This window comes from Streptomyces sp. NPDC018263, from assembly GCF_055562575.1.
Genome location: NZ_JBVHFA010000005.1, coordinates 257,201 through 272,509, shown reverse-complemented (window position 1 = coordinate 272,509; position 15,309 = coordinate 257,201). Strand labels below are relative to the sequence as shown.

Genomic DNA, 15,309 nt, shown 5'->3' with positions numbered 1-15,309 from the left:
GATCCGCCGTCTTGGCCGGTCGCGCAGTTCCCCGCGCCCCTGACCACCTTTACGCGGGCGTCAGTAGATTGGCGTGGTGTCTTTCCGCCACCAAAGGGTGGGCTCGGAGCTTGCCCTTCAGTTCGTTGTAGCCGTATTCCGCGAAAAGTGGGTTTGACGGGTCCGTTGATATGCCTCGGGCCCTTTCCGCGTGCGGGAAAGGTACGGGGGCTATTTTGGCGTCCAGGCTCGGGTTGTAGAAGAAGGGGGCCGAGAAGCGTTCCGTGGCTGCGGGTGGGCTCACCACGCGGTGGTTCGTCGCGACCAGGTAGCCGTTGGTGGCCACCTCCAGGAGTTCGCCGAGGTTGACGACGAAGGCGCCGTCCAGGGGCGGGACTTCGTGGAAGTTGCCGTCGGCGCGCTGGACCTGGAGGCCGCCGACCTTGTCCTGGAGGAGCAGGGTGAGGAAGCCGTAGTCCTTGTGGGCGCCGACGCCCTGGTCGCTGCCGTCGCCCGCGCTGCCGGGGTAGCGGACCAGCTTGAGGTGCGGGTGGGCGTGGGCGCCGAAGACCGGGTCGTAGAAGCCGGCCGGGGCGCCGATGGCGGTGAGCAGCTCGCGCAGCAGGCGCTGGGCGACCGCGCTGAGCTTCTCGACCCAGGCGAGCGCGGCGGTGCGCAGCTCGGGCAGGGCGGCCGGCCACTGGTTGGGGCCCTGGAGCCACCAGTACGGCGGCTCGCCGGGGCCGGGCACGCGGGCCGGGCGCTCGGCGCCGATGTCGAGCTGGTCGCGCCAGTCACGGGCGCCGCCGGTGCGCTCGTCGCCGGTACGGGTGTAGCCCCGGAAGTGGGGGGAGTTGACGTTGTCCAGGGCGAGCCGGTCGGCCTCGGGCAGCGCGAAGAAGGCCCGCATGGCCGAGGTCAGGGCGTCGGTCTCGGCCTGTGTCACGCCGTGCCCGGTGAGCTGGAAGAAGCCCACGTCATGGGCGGCGCTGTGCAGTCGCGCGTGGAAGAGGGCCCGCTCCTCCGGACCGCGGTCGGCGGCCGAGAGGTCGATGATCGGGAGCTGGGCGTACGACGGGTCCGTCGCATGAGTCGTCATGGTGCGTCCGCGAGGTGTACGGGGCACGGGCAGCCGCGAGGGGTGGGGCGGCCCCCTGGTGCCGGACGAAGAGAAGAAGGAGACGAGAAGAGGGGGCTGGGTCAGGCGGAGCGCCGACAGCCCATGCTCGTGACGCGCACGTAGTCCACGTGGCGGCGTCGGACGAGCATCGGAAGCATGGGCCCAGAGTACTGCGGGCCTTCGATTTCGAGTGTGACGCCGGTCACGCCTACTTCGCCGTGCTCAGCCGAGGGCCTCGTCCAGCAGTGCCGCCCACTGGGCCACGACCCGCTCGCGGCGCGCGGTGTCGTCGGTGAGCAGGGTGGCAAGGCCGAGGCCGCGCGCCATGTCGAGCAGCCCCTGCACGCTCTCGCGCACACCGGGGCGGGACTCGTCGGCGCCCAGGAGTTCCACCGCGATCCGGTGGCTCTCCCGGCCGACGCGCGCCTCCAGCTCGGTCACCCGGCCGCGCAACTGCTCCTCGTTGGCGGCGGCCACCCAGAGCTGGAGCGCGGCCCGGAACAGCGGGCCGGTGTACAGGCCGACCAGGGCGGTGACGACGGCCCTGCGGTCGCCGGGGCCGTCGGGGAACAGATCGCGCAGGGCGGTGGAGCGCCGTTCCGCGACGTACTCGACGGCGGCCGTGAACAGGTCCTCGCGGGTGGGGAAGTGGTGCTGGGCAGCGCCCCGCGAGACGCCCGCGCGCTCGGCGACGACGGAGACCGTGGAGCCCGCCCAGCCGTGTTCGGCGAGGCAGGCCACGGCGGCCTCCAGCAGCCGCAGCCGGGTGGCCCGGCTGCGGTCCTGCTTGGGTACGCGGTCGCGTTCCGCCGTACTCACACCACCCATGCCGCATCCCGTCTTTCCAGGAAGGCCGTCATCCCCTCCCGCGCCTCGGGGGCGGAGAACAGCCGGGCCGAGAGCGCGGTGAACCGGTCCGCCTCCCGGTCGAACATCTCCAGCACCCTAGCCGTGAGCAGCTCCTTCGTCGCGGCCAGGGCCTCGGGCGAGGAGCGGCGCAGGCCGTCCAGGACCGGGGCGAGGGCGTCGTCGACGTCGTCTCCGGTGAGCGTGAGCAGGCCGAGCCGTACCGCCTCGGCGGGGCCGAAGCGCTCGCCGGTGAGGTAGTAGCGGGCCAGCTCACGCGGGTCGGCGCGCGGAAGCAGCGGCAGGGAGATCACGGCCGGGGCGACCCCGATGCGGACCTCGGTGAAGGCGAATGTGCCCCCGGCCGAGGAGGCCGCGATGTCGCAGGCGCCGACCAGCCCGAGCCCGCCGGCGCGGACGTGCCCGGTGATCCGGGCGATCACCGGCTTGGGCAGCTCCACGAGCCGGCGCAGCAGCCCCACCAGGGCGTCCGGGTGGGGCGGGTCGCGCAGGTCGGCCCCGGCGCAGAAGGTGTTGCCGGTGTGGGTGAGCACGACCGCCCGGACACCGGGGTCCTTTCCGCAGTCCGCCAGCGCCTCGGCGAGTTCGGCGACCAGGGGCGCGGAGAGGGCGTTGCGGGTGTCCGGGGAGTCCAGGCTGAGCGTCTGAACGGCACGGTCGCGGCTGCGTCCGACGAGGGTCATGGGCGCAGCTCCCGGCGCAGGATCTTGCCGGAGGCGGCACGCGGCACCCCGTCGGTGAAGGTGACCCCGCGCACCCGCTTGTACGGCGCGACGCGCTCCCCCACGTAGAGCAGCACGTCGTTGGCGCTGAGGTCCGGCGCGGTGGGCTGGCGGACGACGAAGGCGTGCGGGGCCTCGTTGCCGTCCTCGTTGACGACGCCGATCACGGCCGCGTCCGCGATGCCGGGGTGGGTGAGCAGCAGGGCCTCCAGTTCGGCGGGGGCCACCTGGAACCCCTTGTACTTGATGAGTTCCTTCACCCGGTCCACCACGAACAGCCAGCCGTCGTCGTCCACTTGCCCGACGTCCCCGGTGTGCAGCCAGCCGTCGGCGTCGATCATCGCGGCGGTGGCGTCAGGACGGCCCAGGTAGCCCTTCATGATCTGCGGACCCCGGATCAGGATCTCACCGCGCTCGCCGGGGCCGAGATCCTTGCCGGGGTCGTCCAGGGAGACGATCCGCATCTCGGTGCCGGCGATGAGCCTGCCGACCGTGCCGGGCGGCGCGGTACGCAGGTGGGCGAGCGGGACGACATGGGTGCCGGGCGACAGCTCCGTCATGCCGTACGCCTGGCCCAGCGGCGGCAGCCCGAGCCGGTCGGCGCAGGCCGCGGCGAGGTTCGCGTCCAGCGGGGCGGCGGCGCTGAGGACGTACTCCAGCGAGGAGAGGTCGTACCGGGCGACCGAGGGGTGCTTGGCGAGGGCGAGCACGATCGGCGGGGCGACGTACAGGCCGGTGATGCGGTGGGTCTCGATCGCCGCGAGGAAGGTGTCCAGCTCGAAGCGGGGCAGCACGACCACGGTGGCGCCGTTGCGCAGGGGCGCGTTCATCAGGGCGGTGAGGCCGTAGATGTGGAAGAACGGCAGCACCGCGAGGATGCGCTCACCGGGCTCCACCGTGAGGGCGGGCTCCAGTTGGGCGAGGTTGGTGGCGATCTGCCGGTGGGTGAGCATCACGCCCTTGGGCGTACCGGTGGTCCCGGAGGAGTACGGCAGTACGGCGACGTCCTCGGCCGGGTCGACCTCGATGTCCGGCTCGGGGGCGCCGGTGCCGAGCAGGTCGGTCAGCGAGCGGTGCCCCGGCGCCTGGTCGCAGACGAAGATCTCCCGTACCCCGACCGCGAGTTCGGCGGCTCTGCGGGCGGTCGGCAGCAGCGGGGAGACGGTGATCAGCCAGCGGGCCCCGCTGTCCGCGAGCTGCTTGGCCAGCTCCTCGGGGGTATGCAGCGGGTGCGCGGTGGTGACGGTGGCGCCCGCGCGGGTGGCCGCGTAGAAGGCGAGCGGGAAGGCGATGGTGTTGGGGCTGTGCAGGGCGAGTACGTCACCCTTGCGCACCCCGGCCTCCGCGAGCCCGGCGCTCAGTCGCCGGTGCAGGGAGTCGAGTTGGGCGTAGGTGATGGTGGTGCCGTCCACGCCGTCGATCAACGCGGGCCGGTCTCCGTGGGCGGCGGCCGCGCCCAGGACGGCGTCGTGGATGGGCAGTTCGACCGGCGGGACCTCGGCGTACGGGCTGTGGAACACGGTTCCTCCGAACGTCGGTGTCTCTAGTACGACTTGGGCAGGCCGAGGGTCTGGTGCGAGACGTAGTTGAGGATCATCTCCCGGCTCACCGGGGCGATCCGGGCCACCCGCGCGCCGATGATCAGCGAGGCGAGCCCGAACTCGCGGGTCAGACCGTTGCCACCGAGGGTGTGCACGGCCTGGTCGACGGCCCGTACGCACGCCTCCCCCGCTGCGTACTTGGCCATGTTGGCCGCCTCGCCCGCACCGATGTCGTCACCGGCGTCGTAGAGGAGGGCCGCCTTCTGCATCATCAACTTGGCCAGTTCCAGGTCGATGTGGGCCTGCGCGAGGGGGTGCGCGATGGCCTGGTGGGCGCCGATCGGGGTCTTCCAGACGGTGCGCTCACGGGCGTAGTCGAGCGCCTTGGCGACGGCGTACCGGCCCATGCCGATGGCGAACGCGGCCGTCATGACGCGCTCCGGGTTGAGTCCGGCGAAGAGCTGGAGCAGCCCGGCGTCCTCGTCGCCCACTAGAGCGTCGGCGGGCAGCCGGACGTCGTCCAGGACCAGTTCCCACTGCTTCTCGGCGGCGCTCAGCTCCATGTCGATCGGGTTGCGGGAGAAGCCCTCGGCGTCGCGCGGGACGATGAACAGGCACGGCTTGAGCTTGCCGGTGCGCGCGTCCTCGGTGCGGCCGACGATCAGGACGGCGTCGGCGTGGTCGACCCCGGAGATGAAGACCTTGCGGCCGGTGAGCAGCCAGTCGTCGCCGTCCCGGCGGGCGGTGGTGGTGATGCGGTGCGAGTTGGAGCCGGCGTCGGGCTCGGTGATGCCGAAGGCCATCAGCTTGGTTCCGTCGGCGAGTCCGGGGAGCCAGGTGCGCTTCTGCTCCTCGGTGCCGAAGCGGGCGATCACTGTGCCGCAGATGGCCGGGGAGACGACGAGCATGAGCAGGGGGGCTCCCGAGGCACCCAACTCTTCCAGGACGATGGAGAGTTCGGCTATGCCGCCGCCTCCGCCGCCGTACTCCTCCGGGAGGTTGACGCCGAGGTAGCCCAACTTGGCTGCCTCTTGCCAGAGTTCGGTGGGGTAGCGGCCTTCCGCGATGACCTGGGTGATGTAGTCGCGGCCGTAGCGCTTGCCCAGGGCGGAGACTGCTTTGCGGAGGGCCTGGTGTTCTTCGGATTCGATGAGGGTGGTCACTTTTTACTCCTTCGGGTGCGGGTTGTTCGTGGCTGGTCGCGCCCACGCGGCGGTAGCCGCACATCGATGCGGTCCCGCGCCCCTCAAGGCTGAACAGCTTCAACGACAGCCAGAAGGGTGCCCATCTCCACTTGGCGGCCCACGGCTGCCGGCAGCGCCGTCAGGGTGCCGTCCGTGGGGGCGGTGATGCGGTGTTCCATCTTCATCGCCTCCAGCCAGATCAGGGGCTGCCCCGCCTTGACCTCGGTGCCTTCGGTGAGGCCCTCCGCCACGCGGACGACCGTGCCGGGCATGGGGGCCAGGAGGGAGCCGGGGGCGTGTTCGGTGGTGGGGTCGGGGAAGCGGGGGAGGGCGGTGAGGGTGGTGGCGTTGACGTGGACCTGGTCGCCGTAGCGGGCGATCTCGAACTTCCGCCGTACGCCGTCCACTTCGAGGACGACCAGGTGCGGGTCGGTGTGCACCACGCGGACGCCGTCCGCCGCGGGGCCGGTGCGGGTGTGACGGTAGGCGGCCTCGTGCTCCTCGCCCGCCATCTCGTACCGCTTCACCTGCGGGCCCGAGGGCACGTTGCGCCAGCCGCCGAAGCGGGAGCGGCCGTGGGCGTCGGCGAGGGCGGCGGCGAGCGGGGCGTACGGGTCGGGGTCGGGCTCGGTCAGGGTGGTGAGGTGGCGGTCGTAGAAGCCGGTGTCCATGCGGGCTTCGGTGAACTCCGGGTGCCTGAGCGAGCGGACCAGCAGGTCGCGGTTGGTGACCGGCCCGTGCAGCGCGGTGCGCTCCAGGGCGCCGGCGAGCTTGCGGACCGCCTCGGTGCGGGTGGGGGCGTACGCGATGACCTTGGCGAGCATCGGGTCGTAGTGCACGCCGATGGTGTCGCCGTCCGCGCAGCCGGTGTCCAGCCGTACGCCGTCCGGCACGGTGAAGCGGTGCAGGGTGCCGGTCTGCGGGGCCCAGCCGCGCGCGGGGTCCTCGGCGTACAGCCGGGCCTCGACGGCGTGGCCGCGCGGGGCCGGCTGCTCGGCGGGGAGGGCGTGGCCCTCGGCGACCCGGATCTGCTCGGCCACCAGGTCGAGGCCGAACACCGCCTCGGTGACGGGGTGTTCGACCTGGAGGCGGGTGTTCATCTCCAGGAAGTGCGCGCGGCCGTCGGCCACCAGGAACTCCACGGTGCCCGCGCCCTCGTAGGACACGGCACGCGTCGCCCGCTCGGCCAACGCGTACAACTGCTCGGTGAGCGCGGGCGGCAGACCGGGCGCCGGGGCCTCCTCGATGACCTTCTGGTGCCTGCGCTGGAGTGAGCAGTCGCGGGTGCCGAGCGTCCACACGGTGCCGTGGGTGTCGGCGAGGACCTGCACCTCGACATGGCGCCCGTTCTCCAGGTACGGCTCCACGAACACCTCGCCGTCCCCGAACGCGCTCGCCGCCTCCGCGCGCGCGTCCTCCAGCGCGCCGGGCAGCGCGGCGAGGTCGCGTACGACGCGCATGCCGCGTCCGCCGCCGCCCGCCGCCGCCTTGACCAGGACCGGCAGGTCGGCCGGGGTGACGTCCTGTGCGTCGAGCGGGGCGAGGCCCATCAGCTCCTTGGCGCGGGTCTTGGACGCCATCGCCTCGATCGCCTCGGGCGGGGGCCCGATCCAGATCAGTCCGGCGTCCTGGACGGCGCGGGCGAAGTCGGCGTTCTCGGAGAGGAAGCCGTAGCCGGGGTGCACGGCGTCCGCCCCGGCCGCGAGGGCCGCCTTCACGATGAGGTCACCGCGCAGATACGTCTCGGCGGGCGCCGCGCCCGGCAGCCGTACCGCTGTGTCGGCCACACGTGTGTGCAGCGCACCCTCATCCGGGTCGGAGTGTATGGCGACGGTACGTATGCCCAGGTCGGCGCAGGTGCGGAAGATACGGCAGGCGATCTCGCCCCGGTTGGCGACGAGCAGGGTGGAAATCATGGGCCTCACATCCGGAAGACGCCGAAGCCGCCACGGGCGCCCTCGTAGGGAGCGGTGTGTATGGCGGACAGGCACATACCGAGGACGGTTCGGGTGTCGCGGGGATCGATGACGCCGTCGTCGTAGAGCCGCCCGGACAGGAACATGGGCAGCGACTCCGACTCGATCTGCCCCTCGACCATCGCGCGCAGGGCGGCGTCCGCCTCCTCGTCGTACGGCTGTCCCTTGGCCAGGGCCGACTGGCGGGCCACGATCGACAGCACGCCCGCGAGCTGCTGCGGGCCCATGACGGCGGACTTGGCGCTGGGCCAGGCGAAGAGGAAGCGGGGGTCGTAGGCGCGGCCGCACATGCCGTAGTGGCCGGCGCCGTAGGACGCGCCCATGAGGACGGAGAGGTGCGGCACCTTGGAGTTGCTGACCGCGTTGATCATCATCGAGCCGTGCTTCACGATGCCGCCCTGCTCGTACTCCTTGCCGACCATGTAGCCGGTGGTGTTGTGCAGGAACAGCAGGGGGATGTCGCGCTGGTTGGCGAGCTGGATGAACTGCGCCGCCTTCTGCGACTCCTCGCTGAACAGCACCCCGCGCGCGTTGGCCAGGATGCCGACCGGGTAGCCGTGCAGCTCGGCCCAGCCGGTGACCAGGCTCGTGCCGTACAGCGGCTTGAACTCGTCGAAGTCGGAGGCGTCGACCAGGCGGGCGATCACCTCGCGCGGGTCGAAGGGGGTGCGCAGATCGCCGGGGACGATGCCGAGCAGCTCCTCCGGGTCGTACTTCGGGGGCTCCGCCAAGCCCGGATCGGCGTACGCCTTGCGGTGGTTGAGCCGTGCGACCACCCTGCGCGCCTGCCGGATCGCGTCCCGCTCGTCCACCGCGAAGTGGTCGGCCAGGCCGGAGGTACGGGCGTGCATCTCGGCGCCGCCCAGCGACTCGTCGTCGCTCTCCTCGCCGGTCGCCATCTTCACCAGCGGCGGGCCGCCGAGGAACACCTTCGCGCGATCCTTGACCATGATCACGTGGTCGGACATGCCGGGGATGTAGGCCCCGCCCGCCGTGGAGTTGCCGAACACCACGGCCACGGTCGGGATGCCCTCGGCCGACAGCCGGGTCAGGTCCCGGAAGATCGCCCCGCCGGGGATGAAGATCTCCTTCTGCGAGGGGAGGTCGGCTCCGCCGGACTCGACCAGGCTGATGACGGGGAGCCGGTTGGCCCGCGCGATCTCGTTGGCCCGCAACGCCTTCTTCAGGCTCCACGGGTTGCTCGCGCCGCCGCGCACGGTCGCGTCGTTGGCGGTGATCAGGCACTCGGTCCCCTCGACCACACCGATGCCGGTGACCAGGGAGGCGCCCACGGTGTACTCACTGCCCCAGGCGGCGAGGGGCGACAGCTCCAGGAACGGCGTGTCGGGGTCGACCAGCAACTCGATCCGCTCCCGCGCGAGCAGCTTGCCCCGCTTACGGTGCCGGGCCACATATTTCTCGCCCCCACCCCCGAGCGCCTTGGCGTGCTCGGCCTCCAGGTCGGCGAGCTTGGCGAGCATGGTGTCGCGGTTGGCCTGGTGGTCGGGGGCGGTGGGGTCGAGGGCGGTGTGGAGGAGGGTCACGGGGTGCCTCCGGGGTGGGGGGTGGCTCGGGGGGAGGTGGCTCCGGGGTGGGGAGTGGCTTCGGGAGAGGTGGCTCCGAGGTGGGAGGTGGCTCCGGGGTTGGAGGTGTCTTCCGGGTGGGATGCCGGGGTACCGGAGGGTCGCGGTGTCCGGGGCGTCACAGGAGGTCCTCCGGGATGTCCAGGTGGCGGGAGCGGAGCCACTCGCCCAGGGCCTTGGCCTGCGGGTCGAAGCGGTGTTGGGCGGCCACGCCGGCGCCGAGGATGCCGGTGACGACAAAGTTCAGGGCGCGGAGTTCCGGGAGGACGTGCCGGGTGACCGGGAGGTCGCGGGCCTCGGGGAGCAGTTCCTGGAAGCGCTCCACGGTCAGCTCGTGGGCGAGCCAGCGCCAGGCGTCGGCGGAGCGGGCCCAGACACCGACGTTGGCGTCCCCGCCCTTGTCCCCGCTACGGGCTCCGACCACATGACCGAGGGGGGCGCGGCGGGTGCTGCCCACATGGAGGGGCTCGGGTAGTTCAGGCTCGGGCACGTCGTGGAGCGGGAGCGTCTCCTGCGGGGCGCCCACATGGATACGGCGCCCGTCATGGAGGACGGCCACATGATCGACGTCACCATGGGGTACAGCCACATGGTCGAACACCCCATAGGGCGACCCCTTCCCCGGGGGCGCCAGCACATGGAAGCCGGGATAACTGGCGAGCGCCAGCTCGATCGCGGCCCCGCTCAGCCCCCGCCCGACCACCTCGGGATCGGCGTCCCGCACGACGAGCCGGAGCACCGCACTCGCCGTCTCCTCCGTGTCCGCGTCGGCCCGGTCGGTACGGGCCAGCTCCCAACGCACCTCGTCCGGCGCCGCCTTGGCCAGCGCGGCGTCCATCTGCTCGCGCACCAGCTCCGCCTTGGCCTCGATGTCGAGACCGGTGAGGACGAAGGCGACCTCGTTGCGGAAGCCGCCGATCCGGTTGAGGCCGGCCTTGAGCGTGGGCGGGGGCGCCTCACCGCGCACCCCCTCGATCCGCACCCGGTCCGGCCCGTCCTGGCGGAGCCGCACCGTGTCCAGCCGGGCGGTGACGTCGGGCCCGGCGTACCGGGCGCCCCCCGTCTCGTACAGCAACTGGGCCGTGACGGTTCCGGTGTCCACGAACCCGCCGGTGCCGGGATGCTTGGTGACGACACTGCTGCCGTCCGCGTGGATCTCGGCCAGCGGAAAACCGGGACGGCGTACGTCACCGTCCTGGAAGTAGGCGTAGTTGCCCCCGGTGACCTGGGTCCCGCACTCCAGCAGATGCCCGGCGACGACGGCTCCGGCGAGCTGGTCGTGGTCCCCCGGCCCCCACCCGAAGTGCGCGGCGGCGGGCCCGGTGACGAGCGCGGCGTCGGTCACCCGCCCGGTGATCACCACGTCGGCCCCGGCCCGCAGACACTCCGCGATCCCGAAGCCGCCGAGGTAGGCATGGGCGGCGAGGGTGCCGGGGTACGCGGCGGTGAGGTCGTCGCCCTCGACATGCGCGACCCGTACGGGTGTCCCGAGCCGCTCCGCCAACTCCCGCACCCGGTCGGCCAGTCCGGCCGGGTTCAGGCCGCCCGCGTTGGTGACGATCCGCACCCCGCGCTCGTGGGCGAGCCCGAGGGTGTCTTCGAGCTGACGCGCGAAGGTGCGGGCGTACCCGGCGCCGGGGTCCTTCAGGCGGTCGCGGCCGAGGATGAGCATGGTCAGCTCGGCGAGGTAGTCCCCGGTGAGGACGTCGACCTCGCCGCCGGTGAGCATCTCGCGCAGGGCGCTTGCCCGGTCGCCGTAGAAGCCGGAGAAGTTGCCGACGCGGAGGGGGGCCGCCGTCACCGTGCGGGCTCCTCGGGCAGGGCTTTTTTGGGGTCGCGTCCGGTGCCGGGCGGGCCGGCGAATGCCTGGGCGATGTCCAGCCAGCGGTCGGCGTCTTCACCCACGGCGGTCAGGGCGAGGTCGGCGCGGTGGGCGCGCTGGGTGACGAGCAGGCAGAGATCGACCGCGGGGCCGGTGACCCGTTGCGCGGCATCCTCGGGGCCGTAGGTCCACAGCTCGCCCGAGGGTGCGCGGACCTCGACGCGGAACTCCTCCTCCGGCGCGGGCAGCCCTCGTACCCCGAAGGCGAAGTTCCGGGCCCGCACCCCGATGCGGACCACATGCCGTAGCCGGTCGGTGGGGGCACGCACCACACCCAGGGCGTCGGCCACGTCCTGGCCGTGGGCCCAGGTCTCCATAAGGCGGCCGGTGGCCATGGCGGCGGCCGACATGGGCGGCCCGAACCAGGGGAACCGGGTGTGCCGCGCGGCCGCCTCCCTCAGGGCCCTGTCGAGCGCCTGCCGTCCCTCCCGCCAGCGGGTGAGCAGTTCGGCGGGGCCGAGCCGGACACCTTCCTCGGCACCGTGGTCCACGAACGAGCCGGGCGACGTGAGCGCCTGTTCGGCGAACTTCCGGAAGGCCGCCTCGTCGCTCATGGCGAGCAGTGCGGCGCGGTCGGTCCAGTGCAGATGGGCGATCTGGTGGGCGATGCTCCAGCGGGGAGCGGGCGTCGCGCGTGCCCACTCACTCTCGGTCAACTCGGCCACGAGCAGGTCGAGTTCCCGGCTTTCCTCACGCAGGTCGTCGAAGACGGGCGGCGGATCGGACATGGGCAGGAGCATGGCAGCGAGGGCAGAAACAATCAAGCGTGCTTGCATTAATTTGTGGGCGGGGGCGGCCGGAAAACAGTGTGCTGTGGTCGTCTCCTACGGCTAGGTTCGCCGGATGCGCGCATTCACGGACCTCTCGGAGCTGCGACGACTGGTGCGGGAGGGGCTGGGGCCGGGGTGCCGGATCGCCGGTGTGGAACGGCTGCGCGGTGGCTCGAAGAAGGGGGTGTACCGGCTGACCCTGACCGGGGCGGGCGCCCCGCCCACGGTGATCGCCTATAGCTGGGTCCCACAGGAGAACTACTGGCCGAGTGTGCCGACGGCCCACCCCTCCGGCCTGGCCCCGTTCCTGTCCGCGCACCGCACCCTTCGCGAGGCAGGTGTTCGTACGCCACATGTCCTGTATGCCTCCGAGCCCGACGACCTGGCCTTGGTGGAGGACATCCCCGGCGACACCCTGGAGACGACCTTCAGCGCCGACCCACCCCGAGCGGCGAGGGCCCTGGCGAAGCTGGCCGTGGCTCTGGACCACATGGACGCGCACACGTCTCCAGCGGACCACGCCAGCGAGGACGTGACCCTGGCCCGCGCCCTCCACGACCTCACCGAAGCGGCAACCCGCGAGCCGCGCATCAACGCCGCGACCACTGCCCTGGCCGACCGCCTCCATGAACTGCACACAGCCGTGACCCCCCGCACCACCCACTCCCTGGTCCACGGCGAACTGGGCCCCGACCACATCCTCCTCACCCCCGACGCCCACCCCGTCCTGATCGACATCGAGTCCCTCACCCACTCCGACCCGGAACAGGAACACGCCTTCCTCCGCCTCCGCTTCGGTCCCCACTACGCCCCGCTCTCCCGCCCCACCCTGAACCCCACCCGCCTGTCCCTCCACACCCTCGCCCTCCACCTCTCCCTGGTGGCAGGCCCCCTCCGCCTCCTGGACGGCGACTTTCCCCACCGCGACGCGATGCGCGGGATCGCGGAACACAACACACGGGAGGCGCTACGGCTGGTGGGGGTGGTGAACTGAGCCGGCGATCAGCCGCCCGGTGAACCGGGCGGCTGGCGAGAGCCGCGTACGCCGAGCGCTGGTCCAGCCCCAATGCCTCCGACGCGCGTCGTGTCTCGGGCCGGGGTGATCTCCGCGTCCGCGAGAAGGTGCCGCGGGTCGGGGCTCGCGGAGGCGGGCACCCCGAGCGACAGGTCGCGCTCCGGGCAAGTGCGGGTCGGCCCGGTGGCGGCCGCTCAAGGTCGCGGCTCTCGATCACGGCATGCGCCTGCCCCAGTGGGTTCCGACAGGCGCTGAAGATCGAGGCGGTGCTCGGCGGTCCTCCGCGCGACAGCGCCGAGGACGGCGGCCGACAGCAAGGACGGCGACCGCGGCCCGCCCATCACCGGGCAGCGCCGCCCGACCCCCGCCCACCGAACGGAGTGCCTACGCCTCCGGCGCCGGAGGCGCCACCCGCCGCGTCTGCGTACGCACCGCGCCGATGCTCGCCGCGATGACCAGCGCGATGGCCGCGGCCTGCGTCAGGGAGAGCCTCTGGTGGAGGACGAAGAAGCCGGCCGTGGCCGCCACGGCCGGCTCCAGGCTCATCAGGATGGCGAAGGTGGGGGCCGGGAGACGGCGGAGGGCGAGGAGTTCGAGGGTGTAGGGGAGGACCGAGGAGAGCAGGGCGACCGCGGAACCGAGAGCGATGGTGGTGGGGTTCAGCAGACGGGAGCCCGCGTCGACGATGCCCAGCGGGAGGAAGACCAGCGCGGCCACACCCATGGCGAGGGCGAGCCCGTCGGCCTGGGGGAAGCGGCGCCCCGTACGGGCGCTGAAGATGATGTACGCCGCCCACATGACGCCCGCCGACAGGGCGAAGCCGACGCCCAGCGGGTCGAGTCCGCCGAAGTTTCCCCCGCCCAGCAGGAAGACGCCCGCCAGCGCGAGTCCCGCCCACACGGCGTTGATCGCGCGGCGCGAGGCGAAGACGGACAGGGCGAGCGGGCCGAGGACTTCGAGGGTGACCGCGAGACCGAGCGGGATACGGGCGACCGCCTGGTAGAAGAGGCCGTTCATCCCGGCCATGGTGAGACCGAAGACGATCACCGTGCCCCAGTCGGTACGGGAGTGCCCCCGCAGCCGGGGCCGGCACACCACCAGCAGCACGACGGCCGCCGCGACCAGCCGCAGCGTCACCACGCCGAGCGCGCCCGCGCGCGGCATCAGCGTCACCGCGAGCGCCCCGCCGAACTGGACCGATATCCCGCCCGCCAGCACCAGCCCGACCGGTCCCAGCGAGCCGAACCGGCCAGGGGAGTCCGGGGTGGTGGGGGTCTTGGTCGGGGTGGAGGTACGGACGGTGGTCACGGGCTGTCCTGGGGGGCCGGCGGGAGTGGACTTCTTGCGCATCGGTCGCGGGCGTGCGCGCCGCGTACATCTCGATGTACTTCCTGGTCCACGATAATGGACCTCCGTCAGGTGTGTGAACCCTTATGCCACTGTACGCAGGCGGTGTCTTGGATGCTGAGATCAAGGCCCAGCCGGCGGGCGCCTCAGCGGCGGGCCATGTACAGGTCGAACGCCTTGTGCAGCACCTTGTTCAGCGGGAAGTCCCACTCCCCCACGTACTCCGCCGCCTCACCGCCCGCGCCGACCTTGAAGCGGAGCAGGCCGAGCAGGTGGTTGGACTCCTCCAGGGTGTCGGTGATGCCCCGGAAGTCGTAGACGTGCGCGCCCAGTTCGTGGGCGTCGGCCATCATCCGCCACTGCATGGCGTTGTTGGGCTGGACCTCCCGCTTGCGGGCGGTGGAGGCGCCGTACGAGTACCAGACATGGCTGCCCACGATCAGCATCGTCGCCGCCGCCAGCACCTCCCCGTCGTGGTGGGCGAGGTACAGGCGCATGCGGTCGGGGTCCTCGTCGGCGAGCGCGGTCCACATCCGCTGGAAGTACGCCAGCGGGCGCGGGATGAAACGGTCGCGCTCGGCCGTCTCCTTGTACAGCTCGTAGAACACCGGCAGGTCGTCCGCGCCGCCGCGCACCACCTTCACGCCCGCCTTCTCGGCCTTCTTGATGTTGCGCCGCCACTGCTGGTTGAGCCCGCCGTGGATCTCCTCCAGCGACCGCCCGGCGAACGGCACCTGGCACACGTACCGGGGCTGCCCCGCCGCGAAGCCCTCCTCCGCGTCCGGTTCGCTCTGCCGCCAGCCCATGCCGCGCAGCCGGTCGGCGAGGACCTGGGCGCGGGGGTCCCGCCAGGTCGGCTCGGCGTCCCGGAGCCGGTGCGCGGCCGGGTCGGCGATGGCCGCCTTGACCGCCTCCGGGCTCCAGCGCCGGGCCACCACGGGCGGCCCCATCTTCACCGAGAACGCCCCCTGCGCCTTGAGGTACGCCAGCATCGGCTCCAGCCAGCGCTCCAGGCCGTCCGCGTGCCAGTCGATCACCGGCCCCTCCGGCAGATACGCCAGGTACCGCTTCACCTTGGGCAACGGCCGCAACAGCACCAGCCCCGCCCCCACGAGCCGCTCCTGCTCGTCGAACCACCCCAGGCTCTCCGCCCGCCAGTCGGGCTTCACCTCCCCCCACGACGGCACCTGCATATGGCTGACCGAGGGCCGCGAACCCACGAAGGCCAGATGCTCGGCCCGGCTGACAGGACGCAGGGTGAGGGTCATACGGAGGACTCCTTCGCGCAGGCAGATCCGGTCACCCTACGGTCCTGGCCTGCCG

Annotated in this window: 12 protein-coding genes; 1 reads left to right on the top strand and 11 read right to left on the bottom strand. The window is 72.2% G+C overall.

Going from position 1 to position 15,309, the window contains the following annotated elements; genetic code table 11:
• Window positions 1–49: 49 nt before the first annotated feature.
• The 9 genes from ACZ3HQ_RS16845 to ACZ3HQ_RS16805 form a co-directional block, all read right to left on the bottom strand.
• Window positions 50–1,078 carry an isopenicillin N synthase family dioxygenase gene (locus ACZ3HQ_RS16845; RefSeq protein WP_467511572.1) on the bottom strand — a complete coding sequence of 343 codons (1,029 nt, stop codon included), beginning with the start codon at window positions 1,076–1,078 and terminating at the stop codon, window positions 50–52.
• Between the two features lie 243 nt (window positions 1,079–1,321).
• Complete coding sequence (locus tag ACZ3HQ_RS16840; protein WP_467511570.1) at window positions 1,322–1,927, bottom strand: TetR/AcrR family transcriptional regulator; 606 nt, start codon at window positions 1,925–1,927, stop codon at window positions 1,322–1,324.
• Window positions 1,915–2,649, bottom strand: a complete 735-nt coding sequence (locus tag ACZ3HQ_RS16835) for an enoyl-CoA hydratase family protein (protein WP_467511568.1) — start codon at window positions 2,647–2,649, stop codon at window positions 1,915–1,917. The genes ACZ3HQ_RS16840 and ACZ3HQ_RS16835 overlap by 13 nt, the downstream gene beginning before the upstream one ends.
• On the bottom strand, window positions 2,646–4,208 hold the full coding sequence (locus ACZ3HQ_RS16830) for a 4-coumarate--CoA ligase family protein (RefSeq protein WP_467511566.1): 1,563 nt from the start codon (window positions 4,206–4,208) through the stop codon (window positions 2,646–2,648). Before ACZ3HQ_RS16830 ends, ACZ3HQ_RS16835 begins: the two co-directional genes overlap by 4 nt.
• A gap of 23 nt (window positions 4,209–4,231) precedes the next feature.
• Window positions 4,232–5,392 (bottom strand): acyl-CoA dehydrogenase family protein, encoded by a 1,161-nt coding sequence (locus tag ACZ3HQ_RS16825; protein ID WP_467511564.1) that lies wholly within the window; start codon window positions 5,390–5,392, stop codon window positions 4,232–4,234.
• Between the two features lie 83 nt (window positions 5,393–5,475).
• Window positions 5,476–7,329 (bottom strand): acetyl/propionyl/methylcrotonyl-CoA carboxylase subunit alpha, encoded by a 1,854-nt coding sequence (locus ACZ3HQ_RS16820; protein WP_467511562.1) that lies wholly within the window; start codon window positions 7,327–7,329, stop codon window positions 5,476–5,478.
• Between the two features lie 5 nt (window positions 7,330–7,334).
• Complete coding sequence (locus ACZ3HQ_RS16815) at window positions 7,335–8,933, bottom strand: acyl-CoA carboxylase subunit beta (protein ID WP_467511560.1); 1,599 nt, start codon at window positions 8,931–8,933, stop codon at window positions 7,335–7,337.
• A gap of 157 nt (window positions 8,934–9,090) precedes the next feature.
• Window positions 9,091–10,773, bottom strand: a complete 1,683-nt coding sequence (locus ACZ3HQ_RS16810) for an acyclic terpene utilization AtuA family protein (protein WP_467511558.1) — start codon at window positions 10,771–10,773, stop codon at window positions 9,091–9,093.
• Window positions 10,770–11,582: a TIGR03084 family metal-binding protein gene (locus ACZ3HQ_RS16805; protein ID WP_467511556.1), complete on the bottom strand. Its 813-nt coding sequence runs from the start codon at window positions 11,580–11,582 to the stop codon at window positions 10,770–10,772. The genes ACZ3HQ_RS16810 and ACZ3HQ_RS16805 overlap by 4 nt, the downstream gene beginning before the upstream one ends.
• A 115-nt stretch (window positions 11,583–11,697) precedes the next feature.
• Here ACZ3HQ_RS16805 and ACZ3HQ_RS16800 point away from each other — a divergent pair, with 115 nt between their 5' ends.
• Window positions 11,698–12,618: a phosphotransferase family protein gene (locus ACZ3HQ_RS16800; RefSeq protein ID WP_467511554.1), complete on the top strand. Its 921-nt coding sequence runs from the start codon at window positions 11,698–11,700 to the stop codon at window positions 12,616–12,618.
• Between the two features lie 405 nt (window positions 12,619–13,023).
• Here ACZ3HQ_RS16800 and ACZ3HQ_RS16795 read toward each other — a convergent pair whose 3' ends face one another.
• A complete protein-coding gene (locus tag ACZ3HQ_RS16795; protein WP_467511553.1) occupies window positions 13,024–13,989 on the bottom strand; it encodes an EamA family transporter in 966 nt (321 codons plus the stop codon).
• A gap of 143 nt (window positions 13,990–14,132) precedes the next feature.
• On the bottom strand, window positions 14,133–15,254 hold the full coding sequence (locus ACZ3HQ_RS16790) for a lipid II:glycine glycyltransferase FemX (RefSeq protein ID WP_467511551.1): 1,122 nt from the start codon (window positions 15,252–15,254) through the stop codon (window positions 14,133–14,135).
• Between the last annotated feature and the right edge of the window lie 55 nt (window positions 15,255–15,309).

Bases quoted from the DNA above. Each gene is read 5' to 3' on its own strand.
- ACZ3HQ_RS16800 (WP_467511554.1), top strand. From the start codon at position 11,698: ATGCGCGCATTCACGGACCTCTCGGAGCTGCGACGACTGGTGCGGGAG.
- ACZ3HQ_RS16790 (WP_467511551.1), bottom strand. From the start codon at position 15,254: ATGACCCTCACCCTGCGTCCTGTCAGCCGGGCCGAGCATCTGGCCTTC.
- ACZ3HQ_RS16805 (WP_467511556.1), bottom strand. From the start codon at position 11,582: ATGTCCGATCCGCCGCCCGTCTTCGACGACCTGCGTGAGGAAAGCCGG.
- ACZ3HQ_RS16835 (WP_467511568.1), bottom strand. From the start codon at position 2,649: ATGACCCTCGTCGGACGCAGCCGCGACCGTGCCGTTCAGACGCTCAGC.
- ACZ3HQ_RS16840 (WP_467511570.1), bottom strand. From the start codon at position 1,927: ATGGGTGGTGTGAGTACGGCGGAACGCGACCGCGTACCCAAGCAGGAC.
- ACZ3HQ_RS16795 (WP_467511553.1), bottom strand. From the start codon at position 13,989: ATGCGCAAGAAGTCCACTCCCGCCGGCCCCCCAGGACAGCCCGTGACC.
- ACZ3HQ_RS16845 (WP_467511572.1), bottom strand. From the start codon at position 1,078: ATGACGACTCATGCGACGGACCCGTCGTACGCCCAGCTCCCGATCATC.
- ACZ3HQ_RS16820 (WP_467511562.1), bottom strand. From the start codon at position 7,329: ATGATTTCCACCCTGCTCGTCGCCAACCGGGGCGAGATCGCCTGCCGT.